This is a genomic window from Kosakonia sp. ML.JS2a, from assembly GCF_025642095.1.
Taxonomy (GTDB): Bacteria; Pseudomonadota; Gammaproteobacteria; order Enterobacterales; family Enterobacteriaceae.
The window spans coordinates 1,909,074-1,925,275 of the sequence record NZ_CP106754.1; the positions used below are offsets into that span (position 1 = coordinate 1,909,074).

The 16,202-nt window shown below is 55.7% G+C and carries 17 protein-coding genes and 1 other annotated feature; of the genes, 6 read left to right on the top strand and 11 right to left on the bottom strand.

The features are described 5' to 3' along the window. Positions 1–6: 6 nt before the first annotated feature. The 10 genes from N7922_RS09085 to hisL all read right to left on the bottom strand — a co-directional run bounded on the left by N7922_RS09085 (position 7) and on the right by hisL (position 8,350). Positions 7–1,011, bottom strand: coding sequence for an NAD-dependent epimerase (locus tag N7922_RS09085; RefSeq protein ID WP_263100218.1), 1,005 nt, complete (start codon positions 1,009–1,011; stop codon positions 7–9). Between the two features lie 135 nt (positions 1,012–1,146). Beyond that, positions 1,147–1,758, bottom strand: a complete 612-nt coding sequence (hisIE, locus tag N7922_RS09090) for a bifunctional phosphoribosyl-AMP cyclohydrolase/phosphoribosyl-ATP diphosphatase HisIE (RefSeq protein WP_263100219.1) — start codon at positions 1,756–1,758, stop codon at positions 1,147–1,149. Then, positions 1,752–2,528 carry an imidazole glycerol phosphate synthase subunit HisF gene (gene hisF / locus N7922_RS09095; protein WP_263100220.1) on the bottom strand — a complete coding sequence of 259 codons (777 nt, stop codon included), beginning with the start codon at positions 2,526–2,528 and terminating at the stop codon, positions 1,752–1,754. Before hisF ends, hisIE begins: the two co-directional genes overlap by 7 nt. Next, entirely contained in the window at positions 2,510–3,247 is a 738-nt protein-coding gene (hisA, locus tag N7922_RS09100; RefSeq protein ID WP_263100221.1) for a 1-(5-phosphoribosyl)-5-[(5-phosphoribosylamino)methylideneamino]imidazole-4-carboxamide isomerase, read from the bottom strand. Before hisA ends, hisF begins: the two co-directional genes overlap by 19 nt. After that, positions 3,247–3,837 (bottom strand): imidazole glycerol phosphate synthase subunit HisH, encoded by a 591-nt coding sequence (gene hisH, locus N7922_RS09105; protein ID WP_263100223.1) that lies wholly within the window; start codon positions 3,835–3,837, stop codon positions 3,247–3,249. Before hisH ends, hisA begins: the two co-directional genes overlap by 1 nt. After that, complete coding sequence (gene hisB / locus N7922_RS09110; protein WP_263100224.1) at positions 3,837–4,904, bottom strand: bifunctional histidinol-phosphatase/imidazoleglycerol-phosphate dehydratase HisB; 1,068 nt, start codon at positions 4,902–4,904, stop codon at positions 3,837–3,839. Before hisB ends, hisH begins: the two co-directional genes overlap by 1 nt. After that, positions 4,901–5,962: a histidinol-phosphate transaminase gene (gene hisC / locus N7922_RS09115; RefSeq protein ID WP_263100225.1), complete on the bottom strand. Its 1,062-nt coding sequence runs from the start codon at positions 5,960–5,962 to the stop codon at positions 4,901–4,903. The genes hisB and hisC overlap by 4 nt, the downstream gene beginning before the upstream one ends. Beyond that, complete coding sequence (gene hisD / locus N7922_RS09120; protein WP_263100226.1) at positions 5,959–7,263, bottom strand: histidinol dehydrogenase; 1,305 nt, start codon at positions 7,261–7,263, stop codon at positions 5,959–5,961. The genes hisC and hisD overlap by 4 nt, the downstream gene beginning before the upstream one ends. Before the next feature lie 4 nt (positions 7,264–7,267). Then, positions 7,268–8,167 (bottom strand): ATP phosphoribosyltransferase, encoded by a 900-nt coding sequence (hisG, locus tag N7922_RS09125; protein WP_263100227.1) that lies wholly within the window; start codon positions 8,165–8,167, stop codon positions 7,268–7,270. A gap of 34 nt (positions 8,168–8,201) precedes the next feature. Beyond that, positions 8,202–8,324 (bottom strand) — a sequence feature (His leader region). After that, a complete protein-coding gene (gene hisL / locus N7922_RS09130) occupies positions 8,300–8,350 on the bottom strand; it encodes a his operon leader peptide (protein ID WP_001364200.1) in 51 nt (16 codons plus the stop codon). Its footprint overlaps the feature before it by 25 nt. Before the next feature lie 174 nt (positions 8,351–8,524). On the opposite strand from hisL, the gene N7922_RS09135 reads away from it, so the two are divergent. Continuing rightward, positions 8,525–9,358 carry an SDR family oxidoreductase gene (locus N7922_RS09135; protein WP_263100228.1) on the top strand — a complete coding sequence of 278 codons (834 nt, stop codon included), beginning with the start codon at positions 8,525–8,527 and terminating at the stop codon, positions 9,356–9,358. A 328-nt stretch (positions 9,359–9,686) separates the two neighbouring features. Beyond that, a complete protein-coding gene (locus N7922_RS09140) occupies positions 9,687–11,048 on the top strand; it encodes an APC family permease (RefSeq protein ID WP_263100229.1) in 1,362 nt (453 codons plus the stop codon). A 75-nt stretch (positions 11,049–11,123) separates the two neighbouring features. On the opposite strand, the gene sbcB is transcribed toward N7922_RS09140, so the two are convergent. Beyond that, positions 11,124–12,548 carry an exodeoxyribonuclease I gene (sbcB, locus tag N7922_RS09145; RefSeq protein WP_263100230.1) on the bottom strand — a complete coding sequence of 475 codons (1,425 nt, stop codon included), beginning with the start codon at positions 12,546–12,548 and terminating at the stop codon, positions 11,124–11,126. 210 nt (positions 12,549–12,758) lie between these two features. Here sbcB and dacD point away from each other — a divergent pair, with 210 nt between their 5' ends. From dacD to N7922_RS09165, 4 genes are all read left to right on the top strand, one after another. Continuing rightward, a complete protein-coding gene (gene dacD / locus N7922_RS09150) occupies positions 12,759–13,919 on the top strand; it encodes a serine-type D-Ala-D-Ala carboxypeptidase DacD (protein ID WP_263100231.1) in 1,161 nt (386 codons plus the stop codon). Between the two features lie 120 nt (positions 13,920–14,039). After that, the gene (gene sbmC, locus N7922_RS09155; protein WP_263100232.1) at positions 14,040–14,513 is read left to right on the top strand and encodes a DNA gyrase inhibitor SbmC; all 474 of its coding nucleotides are present in this window, start codon (positions 14,040–14,042) and stop codon (positions 14,511–14,513) included. A gap of 127 nt (positions 14,514–14,640) precedes the next feature. After that, positions 14,641–15,699 carry an FUSC family protein gene (locus tag N7922_RS09160; RefSeq protein ID WP_263100234.1) on the top strand — a complete coding sequence of 353 codons (1,059 nt, stop codon included), beginning with the start codon at positions 14,641–14,643 and terminating at the stop codon, positions 15,697–15,699. Positions 15,700–15,865: 166 nt separating this feature from the next. Beyond that, entirely contained in the window at positions 15,866–16,201 is a 336-nt protein-coding gene (locus N7922_RS09165) for a DUF496 family protein (protein WP_263100235.1), read from the top strand. Position 16,202 lies beyond the last annotated feature (1 nt).

Genomic DNA, 16,202 nt, shown 5'->3' on the forward strand with positions numbered 1-16,202 from the left:
TTTCTCTTAAGCGTGATAGTATGCTTTATACCACTCGACGAATTTCTTCACGCCTTCTTTGACGGATGTCTGCGGCTTAAAGCCAATCGTTTCATACAGCGGCTGTGTATCGGCGCTGGTTTCCAGCACATCGCCAGGCTGAATCGGCATCATATTTTTCTGTGCTTCAATACCCAACGCGTCTTCCAGCGCAGTAATGTAATCCATTAATTCCACCGGCGAGCTGTTGCCGATGTTATAGACATGATAAGGCGCAGAACTGGTTGCCGGGGAGCCGCTTTCTACGGTCCACTCCGGGTTTGCCTGTGGGATCACATCCTGCATACGGACAATGGCCTCGACAATGTCATCCACGTAGGTGAAGTCACGCTTCATCTTCCCGTAGTTGTAAACGTCAATGCTTTTGCCTTCCAGCATCGCTTTGGTGAACTTGAATAACGCCATATCCGGGCGGCCCCATGGACCATACACGGTAAAGAAGCGCAGGCCGGTAGTGGGCAAGTCATAGAGATGAGAATAGGTATGCGACATCAGCTCGTTGGCTTTTTTGGTGGCCGCATACAGCGACACCGGATGATCCACGGAGTCATCCGTGGAGAACGGCATCTTGCGGTTCAGACCGTAAACAGAACTGGAAGAGGCATACAGTAAATGCTGCACCTTATTGTGGCGGCAACCCTCCAGCACGTTGAGATGACCAATCAGGTTGGAATCGGCGTAAACATGCGGGTTTTGCAGGGAATAACGTACCCCCGCTTGCGCGGCTAAATGGATGACGCGGTCGAATTTCTCGCTGGCGAACAGGTGGCTCATGGCTTCGCGATCGGCGAGATCGATTTTGTGAAAGCTGAATGCAGAAGAGCGGAGCAAATCCAGGCGCGCCTGCTTCAGGCTGACCTCATAGTAATCATTAAGGTTATCAATCCCTACGACCTGATGACCCGCTTGCAGAAGACGCCCGCAGACGTGAAAGCCGATAAAGCCGGCTGCGCCGGTGACCAGAAATTTCATCTTCAACCTCAATGTTTGGTATGCATAACGTGTAATGCGTAAAACTGTGGGGGGATCATACCTGCTGCGGGAGAGAATGGTAACTGCTTTATCTCTGATAAATAAGGGGAGCGCGTGGTGGCTCCCCCGGATACCTTATTTATGACGCTTGCGTAAATTCTCAATCACCGTGGTTAAATCAAGCTGCTGGTCTTGCAGCAATACCAACAGGTGATACATCAGATCCGAAGCCTCGTTAACCAGCTCTTCGCGGTCATTCACCGTGGCGGCCAACGCGGTTTCCACGCCTTCTTCCCCCACTTTCTGCGCGATACGCTTGGTGCCGCTGGCATACAGTTTTGCCGTATAAGAGCTTGCCGGATCGGCGGTCTTCCGCGCGGCTAACAGCTCTTCCAGCTGATACAGGAACAGCCACTGATGGCTGTTATCGCCAAAACAGCTCGACGTACCGGTATGGCAGGTTGGGCCGATGGGGTTAACCAGCACCAGCAGAGTATCGTTGTCGCAGTCCGGCGCGATACTGACCACATTGAGGAAGTGCCCGGAGGTTTCGCCCTTGGTCCACAGGCGGCCTTTGGTGCGGGAGAAAAAGGTGACTTTGCCGCTTTCCAGCGTTTTTGCCAGCGCGTCCTGATTCATGTATCCCAGCATCAGGACTTCACCTGAAACCGCATGCTGCACCACGGCGGGCAGCAGTCCGTCGGTTTTTTCCCAGTCCAGTTGGGCCAGTTGTTGCTCTGTTAACATACCCTTATCTCCACGCCCTGGTCCGCCAGGTACGTTTTCAATTCGCCAATATTGATAATTTGTTTGTGGAATACCGACGCGGCCAGCGCGCCGTCGACATCCGCATCCCGGAAGGCTTGCAGAAAGTGCTCCATCGTACCGGCGCCGCCGGAAGCGATCAGCGGAACATGGCACACTGCACGCACTTTCTTCAGTTGCTCAAGATCGTAACCGTTACGTACGCCGTCCTGATTCATCATGTTTAACACGATTTCCCCGGCGCCGCGTTTTTGCACTTCCTGCACCCAGTCCAGCGTTTCCCACTGCGTTACCCGGGTGCGACTCTCATCGCCGGTATACTGGTTAACGTGGTATTTACCGGTTGCGGCGTCAAACCAGGTGTCGATACCCACCACAACACACTGCACGCCAAAGCGATCCGCCAGCCGGGTAATCAACGTCGGATCCGCCAGCGCCGGAGAGTTAATCGAGATCTTATCTGCACCAAAGGAGAGGATTTTCGCGGCATCATCCGCAGATTTAATGCCTCCGGCCACGCAGAAGGGGATATCAATCACTTCAGCGACCCGCGACACCCAGCTTTTATCCACCACGCGACCGTCGCTGGAGGCGGTGATATCGTAAAACACCAGTTCATCCGCGCCTTCTTCAGCGTAACGCTTCGCCAGTGGGACGATATCGCCAATGATTTCGTGATTGCGGAACTGCACGCCTTTCACCACCTGGCCATCGCGCACGTCAAGACAAGGGATTATCCGTTTTGCCAGCATTGAATGGCCTCCTTCACAGTGAATTTACCTTCCAGTAGCGCTCGCCCGACAATCACGCCGCGCACGCCCGTACCACGCAGAGCGGCAATATCATCAATACCGCCGATACCGCCGGAAGACTGAAACGCCACCTGCGGCCAGCGTGCGCAAATTTCCTCATACAGCGAGACATTGGAGCCGGCTAACGTACCGTCGCGGGAGATATCGGTGCACAGCACATGTTTCAGACCGACCGCAAGATAGGTTTCCACCAGTGCTTCGAGCGTGACGCCGGAGTTCTCCTGCCAGCCGCTGACGGCCACCTGTTTGGTTCCCTGTTCGTCAATGCGTACATCCAGCGCCAGCACCAGCTTGTCCGCGCCAAAGCGGGCAAACCAGCCTTTGACCGTCTCCGGTGATTTTACTGCCGTTGAACCGATCACCACGCGGGCAACACCAGCATCCAGCAGGGCTGCTACGTCTTCTTCGGTGCGCACACCACCGCCAACCTGCACCGGAACATTCACACCCGCCACCAGCGTTTTCAGCAAAGGGATCTGTCGGCGCGCCGGATCTTTGGCACCGGTTAAGTCCACCAGATGCAGCACTTCTGCGCCCTGGGCTGCATAATCCTGCAAGCGCGGCAGCGGATCATTACCATAATCCCGTTGCTGTGCATAATCCCCCTGATGGAGACGCACCACGGTGCCATCAATTAAATCTAATGCGGGAATAATCATCACATCTCCAGGAAATTTTTCAGCAGTTGCGCGCCTGCACGGCCCGAGCGTTCCGGGTGGAATTGCACGCCGTAGAAATTGTCTTTCTGTATTGCTGCGGTAAAGGGTTCACCATAATCACAACGGGCAATGGTGCTCTCATTTACCGGCATGGCGTAGCTGTGCACAAAATAGAAATACGCGCCATCCTCAATGCCCTGAAACAGGCGGTTACTCGCCTTCGGGTAGACCTGATTCCAGCCCATATGGGGAAGCGGCAGGCCGACATCCTTCATTTTGGGCACATCCTGATCGATGATACCCAACAGCGGGACGCCGTTGTTCTCTTCGCTAAAACGCCCGAGTAACTGCATGCCAAGACAGATGCCGAGTACCGGCTGGGTGCAGGCCTTAACCAGTTCAATCAGCTCACGTTCGCGCAACTGATCCATCGCCGCCTGCGCGGTGCCCACGCCTGGCAGAAAGAGTTTATCGGCACGCAAAACCACGTCCGGATCGCGACTCACCAGCGGATCATAGCCGTGGCGGGCAATGGCTGACTTTACCGAATTCAGGTTGGCGCAGCCGGTATCGAGGATCACCACATTCATCACAGCACTCCTTTTGAGGAGGGAAGGGTGTCGCCTTCCACACGAATGGCCTGACGTAGAGTGCGACCGAACGCTTTGAACAGACTTTCCACCCGGTGGTGGTCGTTTTTGCCTTTGGTTTTCAGGTGCAGCGTCACGGCCATGGTGTAAGAGAGTGAGCGGAAAAAGTGCTCAACCATCTCGGTGCTCAGATCACCCACGCGTTGATAGGTAAACTCGGCTTTATACTCCAGGTGCGGACGGCCAGAAATATCCAGCGCACAGCGTGCCAGACATTCGTCCATCGGCAACACGAAGCCGAAGCGGTTAATGCCGCGCTTATCGCCGAGCGCCAGTTTCAGCGCTTCACCCAGCGCCAGACCGGTATCTTCCACGGTGTGGTGATCGTCAATATAGAGATCGCCTTTGACGGTAATCTCCATACGGAAGCCGCCATGCGTGGCGATCTGGTCCAGCATATGATCGAAGAAGCCGACGCCAGTGTGAATTTTGCTGCCGCCTTCGCGATCCAGCCACACTTTGACATCAATTTGCGTCTCTTTGGTGTGACGTTCCACGTGTGCATAGCGGTCGCGACGGGTGAGTTGTTCGCCAATCATCGCCCAGTTCAGCGTCTCACGGTGATAACGCAGGCCAGCAATGGCCATATTGTTCGCCAGCTCGATATCCGTTGCACGATCGCCAATCACGTAACTGTTGGCTGCATCGAGCACGCCTTCCGCCAGCCAGCGTTCTACCAGCTTCACTTTCGGTTTCCGACAATCGCACGCGTCGCCGGGGAAGTGCGGGCAAATCAGTACCTCTTCAAAGTCGACGCCCTGAGAGGTGAAGACCTGCATCATCAGATTGTGCGGGCCATCGAAGTCTGCCTGCGGGAAACTGCTGGTCCCCAGACCGTCCTGGTTGGTGATCATCACCAGTTTGTAACCCGCTTTTTGCAGCTTCAGCAGCACCGGGATCACCCCGGGCTCAAACGCCAGCTTGTCGAATTTATCCACCTGGTAATCGGTTGGCGGCTCGGAAATCAGTGTTCCGTCACGGTCAATAAACAGGTACTTCTGGCTCATACTTGCTCCGCACGTAAAGCGTCAATGACGCGCTGGCTCTCTGCACGGGTGCCGATGGTGATGCGCAGGCAGCCGCTTAAAGAAGGTTGCTTGTTCTGGTCTCTCAGGATAATGCCTTGATCCCACAGAGATTTAAATACCGCGCTCGATGCCGTAAAGCGCACGAGAATATAGTTGGTTTCGGAGTCGAAGACCTGTTCAACACACGGGATCTCTTTTAACGCCGTGACCAGGTACTGACGCTCGGCAAGGATCTGCGCCACGCGTTCACGCATCGCCACAATACCCTGCGGGCTGAGCGCTTGCGCCGCGATGTCCGCGACCGGCGTTGACAGCGGATACGGTGCGATCACTTTCAGCAGCAGGTTGATCACCTCTTCGTTAGCCAGCGTAAAACCGCAGCGCAGGCCCGCCAGCGCAAAGGCTTTCGACAGCGTACGCAAAACAACAAGGTGCGGATATTCGCTCAGCCAGCCTGCCAGCGTTGCCTGCGGGCAGAACTCAATATAGGCTTCGTCCGCCACCACGATTGCTTTACCGCGGGTCATTTCCAGCAGTACGCGCAGGTCTTGCGGGTTGATAATCTGCCCGGTGGGGTTGTTCGGGCTGCAAACATAGACCACTTTCACGTTGTCCAGCTTGTCGGCAATACCCTGCAGATCCAGTTGCCAGTTCTCCAGCGCCTGCACGGTGCGATACTCAACGCCAAAGGTTTCGGCGCTGACGCTGTACATACCGTAGGTCGGCGGGCAAAACAGCACCGCATCTTTCCCCGGCTCGCAGAACGCACGGATCAGCAGTTCAATACCCTCATCCGCGCCACGACTGACCAGCACTTGCTCCGGCTTTACGCCCGCGTACTGCGCATAGTTTTCAATCACCGCTTTCGGCTGGCACTCCGGGTAACGGTTCAGGGATTGCTGCGTGAGATCGAACGCGACAGCCGTCGGGAATTCGTTTGCATTCAGCCAGACGTCGCCTTTACCGCCAAGGCGGCGGGCCGACTGGTACGGCGTCAGTTCACGCACATTTTTGCGCGCCAGTTCTTCGATGCTCATGCTTGCTCCTTCAGCGCATTGACGCGCAGGGTGACGGCGTTTTTGTGAGCGGTCAGGCGTTCGGCCGCCGCCAGTGTTTCAATGGTGCTTGCCAGTGCGGCAAAACCCTCGCGGGAAAGCTCCTGGACCGTCATGCGTTTCTGGAAATCCGCCAGACCCAGGCTGGAGCAGGTAGCGGTGTAACCGTAGGTCGGCAACACATGGTTGGTGCCGGATGCGTAATCCCCGGCGGATTCCGGTGACCAGTCCCCCAGGAACACGGAACCGGCGCTGGTGATGCTCTCCACCAGTGAACGGGCGTCGCGGGTTTGAATAATCAGGTGCTCCGGACCGTACTGATTCGAGATAGCGACGCACTGGGCTAAATCCCGCGCGACAATCAGACGGCTGGCGGACAGCGCCTGGCGCGCCGTCTCTGCGCGCGGCAGATCGGCCAGTTGACGATCAACGGCTTGCGCCACGCGGGTCGCCATTGTGCTGTCCGGCGTCAACAGGATCACCTGTGAGTCCGGGCCGTGTTCGGCTTGCGACAGTAAATCGGAGGCGACAAAGTCCGGCGTTGCGCCGCTATCAGCGATCACCAGGACTTCCGAAGGACCGGCAGGCATATCAATGGCCGCGCCATCCAGACGCTGGCTGACCTGGCGCTTCGCCTCGGTAACATAGGCGTTGCCCGGCCCGAAGATTTTATCGACTTTGGGTACGGAATCGGTGCCAAAGGCCAGCGCCGCAATCGCCTGCGCGCCGCCCACTTTAAAGATCTCCTGCACACCGCAGAGCTGCGCAGCATAGAGAATTTCGTCGGCAATCGGCGGCGGTGAGCAGAGCACCACGTTCTGGCAACCGGCAATACGCGCCGGGGTCGCCAGCATCAATACCGTCGAAAACAGCGGGGCGGAACCGCCAGGAATATAAAGGCCAACCGACGCAATCGGGCGGGTAATCTGCTGGCAGCGCACGCCGGGCAGGGTTTCCACATCCACCGTTTGCAGTTTTTGTGCGTTGTGGAAGGTGTCGATATTTTTCACCGCCACGGCCATGGCCTGTTTGATATCGTCGCCCAGACGGGCGCTGGCGGCGCGGATCTCGTCATCGGTGACTTTCAGCGCATCAACCTGCGTTTTGTCGAATTTCGCGCTGTATTCACGCAGCGCATCATCGCCGCGGGCTTTCACGGTGTCGAGGATCTCCACCACCGTGCGGGTAATGCTGTCAGACGCGGAGATCGCCGGGCGCATTAATAAGGCGCGCTGCTGCTCTTCGCTACTGCTGTTCCAGTCGATTACGGTATTGAAGCTCATGCCCTTACTCCATCATCTTCTCAATCGGCAGCACCAGAATGGAGCTTGCGCCCAGCGCTTTCAGTTTTTCCATGGTTTCCCAGAACAGGGTTTCGCTGCTCACCATATGCATTGCCACACGCTGCTGATCGCCCGCCAGCGGCAGAATCGTCGGGCGTTCAGCGCCTGGCAGCAGGGCGATCACCTCTTCCAGACGTTCACTCGGCGCATGCATCATGATGTATTTGGATTCGCGCGCCTGAATCACGCCCTGGATGCGGGTCAGCAGTTTGTCGATCAGCTGTTGTTTGGCATCCATCATTTCGCCATCACGCTGGATCAGGCAGGCTTTGGAGCGGTAAATCACTTCCACTTCTCGCAGGCCGTTAGCCTCAAGTGTCGCGCCGGTGGAGACCAGGTCGCAAATCGCGTCGGCCAGACCCGCACGCGGGGCCACTTCAACGGAGCCATTCAGCAGACAGGATTTAAAGGAGACGCCTTTCTGGTCCAGATAGCGTTTCAGCAGGTGCGGGTAAGAGGTGGCGATGCGTTTGCCATCCAGCGCCGCCGGGCCGTTCCAGCTTTCATCGGCGGGGGTCGCCAGCGACAGGCGGCAGCCGCCGAAATCCAGGCGACGCAGCGTGAAGTAGCGCGGGTCTTCGCCTTGCGCACGGCGGTTCAGCAGTTCCTCTTCCAGTACGTTTTCGCCAATGATCCCCAGATCAACAACGCCGTCCATCACCAGGCCCGGGATGTCGTCATCGCGTACGCGCAGAATATCAATCGGCATGTTTTCGGCCAGGGCGATCAGTCGCTGTGTATGCAGGTTGATCTTGATGCCGCAGCGTGCCAGCAATTCGCGTGAGTCTTCGCTCAGGCGACCGGATTTCTGAATAGCTATGCGTAAACGCGAGTTATCTAACATTCTGTTGTCCTCTTTATCCTGCTGAATTTGGTTCAAAAAAAAGCCCCCGGAAGAAGATCTTCCGGGGGCTTTCTCTGCGTTCATGCACCACTGGAAGATCTGAATGTCTTCCAGCACACATCGCCTGAAAGACTAGTCAGGATGATGGTGATGATGGTGGTGTTTAAATTGAACGCGTGTCATAAAATTCTCGATGAATGCTTATTCATATGTTGTCGTTTAACCTAAACCACTTTGGTCGCCTAAGGCAAGGGCTTTTTTTTATCTTTAAATCATTTCATATACGCTCTATGAATTGTCAGTTATCCCTGGCTGGCGTAGCCTTGAAAGGTCGGAAGCAAGAGAACAGGGGATCGCATGAAAAAGGTCGCAATTATTGGTCTGGGGTGGCTGGGTATGCCGTTAGCGCTGTCATTAACGGCGCGCGGCTGGCAAGTCACCGGCAGTAAAACCCGCCAGGACGGTGTGGAAGCGGCGCGCATGTGCGGGATCGAAAGCTATGTGCTGAATCTCAATCCCGAGCTGGTTTGCGAACCAGATGACCTCGATGCGCTGATGAATGTGGATGCGCTGGTTATTACGCTGCCCGCGCGTCGTAGCGGACCCGGCGAGGATTTCTACCTGCAGGCGATGCAGGAGATTGTCGATAGCGCGCTGGCGTACCGCATTCCGCGTATTATTTTTACCAGTTCCACCTCGGTATATGGTGATGTTTCCGGCGTGGTGAAAGAGAACTCGCCGCGCAATCCGGTCACCGCCAGCGGACGCACGCTGAAAGAGCTGGAAGACTGGTTGCACAATCTGCCGGGCACGTCGGTGGACATTCTGCGGCTGGCGGGCCTGGTTGGCCCGGCCCGGCATCCAGGCCGCTTTTTTGCTGGCAAAACCGCGCCGGACGGCGACCACGGTGTTAACCTGGTGCATCTGGAAGATGTGATTGCAGCGATTACGCTCCTGCTGCAATCGCCAAAAGGCGGCCATATTTATAATCTCTGCGCCCCGGAACACCCGACGCGCGCAACGTTCTACCCGGCGATGGCGCGCCAGCTTGGGGTGGAGCCGCCGAAATTCACCGCCTCCCACAGTCAGGACAAAGGTAAACAGGTGGATGGCAGCCGTATCTGTAATGAACTGGGGTTTGAGTATCTCTATCCGGACCCGTTGCAGATGCCGCTGGAATCCATTTTTTAACAAATAATGCTATTGCTGCGATGAATAATTCAGCGATAGCCTAAAAATCATGCGCTTAGCGATGATAAATAAGTGAGTTACGTCTCATCGTATTGTCATCGCGCTCCAATCTGGTGCAAAATATGTCGCTGCAAAAATAGAAGAGATTAACCGACGCCAAACACGTCGGTTATTTTTTTGCAGGCAAAACGTCATTCAATAAAAGAGGCCGGGCTTCGTACCGGATAGATACACATTTAAAAACCGACAGTCGTTGTCGCTGAGGAAAGAACTAAAATGGGGCAATTATTTGCTTTTGCGCCGGCTCTCGCCGTACAGGGGGAAAGCCATGACGCATAACGTTACTCCAAAAACCTCTCGCGTGGAATTACGTAAGACCCTTACGCTGATTCCGGTTGTAATGATGGGCCTGGCCTATATGCAGCCGATGACGCTGTTCGATACGTTCGGTATCGTCTCTGGCCTGACCGATGGCCACGTGGCGACCGCGTATGCGTTTGCGCTTATCGCTATCCTCTTTACTGCGCTGAGCTACGGTAAGCTGGTGCGCCGCTTCCCGTCAGCGGGCTCCGCTTATACCTATGCGCAGAAATCCATCTCCCCGGCCGTGGGCTTTATGGTGGGCTGGTCATCGCTGCTGGACTATCTGTTCATGCCGATGATCAACATCCTGCTGGCAAAAATATATTTCGAAGCGCTGGTGCCTTCCGTTCCGTCGTGGATCTTTGTGGTCGCGCTGGTGGCCTTTATGACCATCTCCAACCTGCGCAGCATCAAGACCGTGGCAAACTTCAACACCCTGATCGTGATTTTGCAGATGGGGATTGTTGCGGTGATCGTTGGCCTGATTATCTACGGTGTGTCACACGGTGAAGGCGCAGGTACGCTGGTAAGCTCGCGTCCGTTCTGGTCTGAAGGCGCACATGTCGTGCCGATGATCACCGGGGCGACAATTCTGTGCTTCTCGTTCCTCGGCTTCGATGGTATCTCTTCCCTTTCAGAAGAGACGAAAGATGCAGAACGCGTGATCCCGCGCGCCATCTTCCTGACCGCGCTGCTCGGCGGGGTGGTGTTTATCGCAGCGTCTTACTTCCTGCAACTCTACTTCCCGGACATTTCACGCTTTAAAGATCCGGACGCATCCCAGCCGGAAATCATGCTGTACGTGGCCGGTAAAACCTTCCAGTGGGGCGTGCTGATTTTCTCCAGCGTGACCGTACTGGCATCCGGTATGGCGGCGCATGCGGGCGTTTCCCGTCTGATGTATGTGATGGGCCGCGACGGCGTTTTCCCGACCCGTTTCTTCGGCTATGTGCATCCGAAATGGCGCACACCGGCGTGGAACGTGCTGCTGGTTGGCGCGATTGCGCTGCTGGCGATCCGTTTCGACCTGGTCACCGCAACGGCGCTGATTAACTTCGGTGCGCTGGTGGCGTTCACCTTCGTGAACCTGTCGGTGATTTCCCAGTTCTGGATCCGCGAAAAACGTAACAAAACGCTGAAAGATCACTTCAACTACCTGGTGCTGCCGGTATGCGGCGCGCTGACCGTGGGTGCGTTGTGGGTGAACCTGGAGCAGAGTTCGATGATCCTCGGCCTTATCTGGGGCGCGATTGGTCTGGTTTACCTGGCTTGCGTAACCCGCAGCTTCCGTAACCCGGTGCCGCAGTACGAAGATATCGCGCAGTAAGTTTCACTCTGTTGCACATAAAAACCGGAGGTCATGCCTCCGGTTTTTTTATGCCTGTCTGTCAGGGGAATAGCCTCACACGATCTCTTCGGCGTACTGCCACAGCGCTTTCAGCAGCACCTGTTTTTCGCTGTCGCCATCGTGTTGCTGGAACAGCGCCTGTAGCTGGTCGGCATACTGTTGCAGGTACTCAGGAGTAAAGACATTGCGCCGGTGCTGAAGCCAGCGCTGCTGCTCGTTTTCATCCAGCGTGCCAGGGAAATTACGCGCACGGTAGTTAAACAGCAGCTTCTCAATGCGGTTATCGGCGAAGGTGATATCCAGCGCGGGCAGATTGCGCGGATCGGTTTCCAGCAGAATTTTCATTGCCGCGCGATCGGCGTCGCTGAAAAAGCCGTTGTAGATTTGCGCATCAACATTCTCTGAGGGCGTAAAAGGTTCGGCCTCGGCGAAAATCGCCACCACTTTTTCCCGCACCTGCGGGTTATCACGCAAGAGTTGTAGATTATCGAGACACTGCTGGCGGTTGATGCCCAGCCGTTCCGCATCCTGTGGGCGCAACGTATTGGCCTGCGCCAGAACAGGGCACTTGTTCAGATGCACCAGTTTCACTGGCACGGCGGCGTTATCGCCCAGCTCGGCTTTCGGCGTGTAGAGCCGCTCGCGCAGTGCATCGGCATCCAGCGTCAGTAACGGCGACATATCGCCCGCCAGGTCGACCATGATCACCGCATTACGGTTTTCCGGGTGCCAGGCCAGCGGCGCAACCCAACTGGTATTGCCGCGCCACGCGCCAAACATGCCAGAGACATGCACCAGCGGCTTCATTTGCGGCACATCAACCAGCGCCGCCAGCTTCTGCTTGTTGCGGTGGCTGAACAGATAATCGAATAACTTGGGCTGTTTCGCTTTGACCAGCTGCGCCATGGCAATGGTGGCATAGACGTCGGCCATCGCATCATGCGCATTGCTGTGTTCAATGCCGTTGGCTTTGGTCAGGTGTTCAAGGCGAAAGCTCGGCAGGCCATCCTCATTTTCCGGCCAGACAATGCCCTCTGGTCGTAGCGCGTAGCAGGCGCGCATCACATCCAGCAAGTCCCAGCGCGAGTTGTTGTTCTGCCAGCTCCACGCATAGGGATCGTAGAAGTTGCGATAGAAAATGTTGCGCGTGACCTCATCGTCAAAGCGCACATTGTTGTAACCGAGCACGCAGGTTTTCGGCACGGTAAACAGGTCATGAATACGTTTGGCAAAAGCGGCTTCATTGTCGCCTCTGGCGCGGGCTGTCTGCGGAGTGATACCGGTTATCAACACCGCTTCCGGCTGCGGCAGATAGTCGTCGGCGGGTTTACAGTAGAACACCTCCGGCTCGCCGATAATGTTGAAATCCGCATCGGTGCGGATGGCGGCGAACTGCGCCGGACGATCCAGCGCCGGGCTGGTGCCGAACGTTTCGTAATCGTGAAAGAGAAAAGTGGGTGTTGCGGTGGAATCAGACACCAGAAGCTCATCCTGTCAGTAAATATGCCGTCTATGGTAAACCATCCCGCGCAGTGTGCCGAAGAAAAACCCGCGCAGATCCCGTGCTGCTTCGCAAAAACAGGGGCTTAAATCTGATGCATGTCACATTTTTTTGCAATTTAAACAGGTAACGACACACGAAGTTCCGTAAAAAGAACGGCGATTTTAGATGCTTATGAGGATATTTCATTGAAACGCCGTTTGTTTGCTGCTTCTTTGCTGGCGGTCTGTGTTAACAGCGCCCTGGCCGACGACTTACCTTTTGCCCCGCAGCCTCCGGCGATTCAGGCCGGTTCCTGGGTATTGATGGACTACACCACCGGGCAAATCTTAACGGCGGGCAATGAACATCAGCAGCGTAACCCGGCGAGTCTGACCAAACTGATGACCGGCTACGTGGTGGACCGGGCGATTGATAGCCACCGCATCAGCGCTGACGATGTTGTCACCGTAGGCCATGATGCCTGGGCGAAAGGCAACCCGGTGTTTGACGGATCTTCTTTGATGTTCCTGAAACCCGGTGACCGCCTGACGGTGCGCGACCTGAGCCGTGGTCTGATTGTGGACTCCGGCAACGACGCCTGTGTGGCGCTGGCGGATCATGTCGCGGGCGGGCAGCCACAGTTCGTGAACATGATGAATGAGTACGTGCAGAAGCTGAACCTGCGCGACACCCACTTTGAAACCGTACACGGGCTGGATGCTCCAGGTCAGCACAGTTCAGCTTACGATCTGGCGGTGCTTTCTCGCGCCATCATTCACGGTGAGCCGGATTTTTATCATATGTACAGTGAAAAAAGCCTGACCTGGAACGGCATCACGCAGCAAAACCGTAATGGTCTGCTGTGGGATAAGACGCTGAATGTTGACGGTCTGAAGACCGGGCATACCTCCGGCGCGGGGTTTAACCTGATTGCCTCCAGCACCGATGGTGAGCGCCGTTTGATTGCGGTGATCATGGGGGCCGATAGCCCGAAAGGCCGCGAAGATCAGGCGCGCAAGCTGCTGCACTGGGGTCAGCAAAATTTCGACACCGTTGAAGTGCTGCGTAATGGCAAAAAAGTGGGCAGCGAACGGGTCTGGTACGGTGATAAAGAGCAGGTGGATGTCGGTACCGATCAGGATTTCTGGATGGTGTTGCCGAAAGCGGAACTGGCGAACATCAAAGCCAAATACGTACTGGACAAGAAAGAGCTGGACGCTCCGCTGGCGGCGCATCAGCGGGTGGGGGAGATCCAGCTTTACGACCGTGACCAGGTGGTGGCCCACTGGCCGCTGGTGACGCTGGATAGCGTCGGCAAAGGCGGCTGGTTCTCCCGTTTAAGCGATTACCTGCACCATAAATCCTGACGACGCGCGGGCAGAGTGGCGAGGGTGCGAGTCTGCTCGCATAATTGAGCTGGCCTGCGTGGCACTCCTCTGCGAAGTAGCTATACTGTATGTCTAAACAGTAATGGTGAGGGAGGCAGCATGGGCTACAACGTTAAGCAGCTTGAAAAACGCCGTATCGCCGGTTTCCATCTGGTGGGGCCGTGGGATGAAAAGGTTAAGCAGGGTTTTCAACAGTTGTTGATGTGGGTGGAAAATAATCAGATCCAGCCGCTGGAGTGGGTGTGCGTCTATTACGATAACCCGGACGAGGTGCCGCCGGAAAAACTGCGCTGCGACGTGGCCATTACTGTCGACAGTGCGTTCCAGGTTCCGGCTAACAGCGAAGGGGTGATCACCACTGAAATACCTGCCGGGCAGTATGCGGTCGCCCATGCCCGCGTTTACAACGAAGAGTTTGAACAGTGCTGGGATCTGTTTTTCGATGAGTTGCTGAGCGACCAGTCGTTGCAGATTGCCGCCGGGCCCTGTTTTGAAGTCTACCAGAACGACGGGCAAAGCGACGGTTACTGGGACATCGACATGCATATCCCGGTGGAACCGAAAGTACTTTAAGCGGTTATGCGGTGAAAAAGAGGCGGTTGCGCGCGTATGCCCGCCTCTTTTTTGTTTTAAAGAGTGACTTTCGCCACAGAAATATCGCTACAATTGCGCCTTCGTCGTTTGAATGTGGAGAGCGGCTGTGCGTCGCGACAAATCACTGAGCCCGTTTGAAATTCGTCTCTATCGCCACTATCGCATCGTGCACGGTGCGCGCGTGACGCTGGCGTTTATCCTGACGTTTCTGATAATTCGGCTGCTGAGCGTACCGGAAGGAACCTGGCCGCTCATTACGCTGGTGGTGCTGATGGGGCCGATCTCCTTTTGGGGCAACGTGGTTCCGCGTGCCTTTGAGCGCATCGGCGGGACTATCTTTGGCGCGGCATTGGGGCTGATTGCGCTCAAGCTGGAACTGATTTCTTTGCCGCTGATGCTGCTGTGGTGCGCGGCGGCGATGTTTCTCTGCGGCTGGCTGGCGCTGGGTAAAAAACCGTATCAGGCCTTGTTGATTGGCATTACGCTGTCGGTGGTGGTCGGTGCGCCAGCCGGGGATATGCACACGGCACTCTGGCGCAGCGGCGATGTGATCATCGGTTCACTGTTGGCCATGCTGTTTACCGGTATCTGGCCGCAGCGCGCGTTTTTGCACTGGCGCATCCAGATGGCGGGGTTTGTCACCGCGTTTAACCGCGTCTACCAGGCCGGGTTTTCCCGCAACCTGGTGGAGCGCCCGCGGCTGGAAAAACATCTGCAAAAAATTCTCAGCGACGTAGTGAAAATGCGCGGTCTGATAACCCCGGCCTGCAAAGAGACGCACATTCAGAAAGCGATTTTCGAAGCTATCCAGACCGTCAGCCGCAATATGGTGTGCATGCTGGAACTGCAAATTAATGCGCACTGGAGTTCTCGCGCCAGCCATTTCGTGATGATTAACGCCAACACATTACGGGAAACGCAACAGATGACGCAGCAGACGTTGCTGACCATCGCCCATGCGTTGTATGAAGGCAACCCGCAACCGGTGCTGGCGAATACGGAAAAACTGAATGAGATCGTCGCCGAGCTGCGGCAATTAAGTGGTGAGCACCAGGGGGACGCTGTCGCGGAAACGTCTATCCACGGCTATGTCTGGTTGAGCATGGAGCTGGCGCGCCAACTGGAATTATTGTCGCATTTGATCTGTCGGGCGTTGCGTAAATAAGCGGCAGATAACCACTTGCCACTGTCAGGTTGTTTCGATTCAGCTACATTTGAGGTTATGATAGGGAAAAGGAAAAATCATTGTCAGATGCAACGGCTTTGGGTTAGGTTTGCCTCCATGCCGTTGCTTTAACGAATCCGAATCTCACATAATCAGGGGTGTAAAAATGGAAACGAGTAAGCCTTCATTCCAGGATGTTCTGGAGTTTGTGCGTCTGTTCCGCCGCAAGAATAAACTGCAACGCGAAATTCAGGACGTTGAGAAGAAGATCCGTGATAACCAGAAGCGCGTACTGCTGCTGGACAACCTCAGCGACTATATCAAGCCGGGCATGAGCGTTGAAGCCATCCAGGGCATCATTGCCAGCATGAAGACCGACTACGAAGATCGCGTTGATGACTACATCATCAAAAACGCCGAGCTGTCGAAAGAACGTCGCGACATCTCCAAAAAGCTCAAATCCATGGGCGAACTGAAGCCGGTTGACGCCAAAGTAGAATAAT

Bases quoted from the DNA above. Each gene is read 5' to 3' on its own strand.
- hisH (WP_263100223.1), bottom strand. From the start codon at position 3,837: ATGAATGTGGTGATCCTCGATACCGGCTGCGCCAACCTGAATTCGGTA.
- hisG (WP_263100227.1), bottom strand. From the start codon at position 8,167: ATGTTAGATAACTCGCGTTTACGCATAGCTATTCAGAAATCCGGTCGC.
- hisC (WP_263100225.1), bottom strand. From the start codon at position 5,962: ATGAGCATCGAAGAACTGGCGCGCAAAAATGTGCGTGAACTGACGCCG.
- hisA (WP_263100221.1), bottom strand. From the start codon at position 3,247: ATGATTATTCCCGCATTAGATTTAATTGATGGCACCGTGGTGCGTCTC.
- N7922_RS09165 (WP_263100235.1), top strand. From the start codon at position 15,866: ATGGAAACGAGTAAGCCTTCATTCCAGGATGTTCTGGAGTTTGTGCGT.
- N7922_RS09085 (WP_263100218.1), bottom strand. From the start codon at position 1,011: ATGAAATTTCTGGTCACCGGCGCAGCCGGCTTTATCGGCTTTCACGTC.
- hisD (WP_263100226.1), bottom strand. From the start codon at position 7,263: ATGAGCTTCAATACCGTAATCGACTGGAACAGCAGTAGCGAAGAGCAG.
- hisB (WP_263100224.1), bottom strand. From the start codon at position 4,904: ATGAGCCAGAAGTACCTGTTTATTGACCGTGACGGAACACTGATTTCC.
- N7922_RS09140 (WP_263100229.1), top strand. From the start codon at position 9,687: ATGACGCATAACGTTACTCCAAAAACCTCTCGCGTGGAATTACGTAAG.
- N7922_RS09135 (WP_263100228.1), top strand. From the start codon at position 8,525: ATGAAAAAGGTCGCAATTATTGGTCTGGGGTGGCTGGGTATGCCGTTA.
- hisIE (WP_263100219.1), bottom strand. From the start codon at position 1,758: ATGTTAACAGAGCAACAACTGGCCCAACTGGACTGGGAAAAAACCGAC.
- sbmC (WP_263100232.1), top strand. From the start codon at position 14,040: ATGGGCTACAACGTTAAGCAGCTTGAAAAACGCCGTATCGCCGGTTTC.
- hisF (WP_263100220.1), bottom strand. From the start codon at position 2,528: ATGCTGGCAAAACGGATAATCCCTTGTCTTGACGTGCGCGATGGCCAG.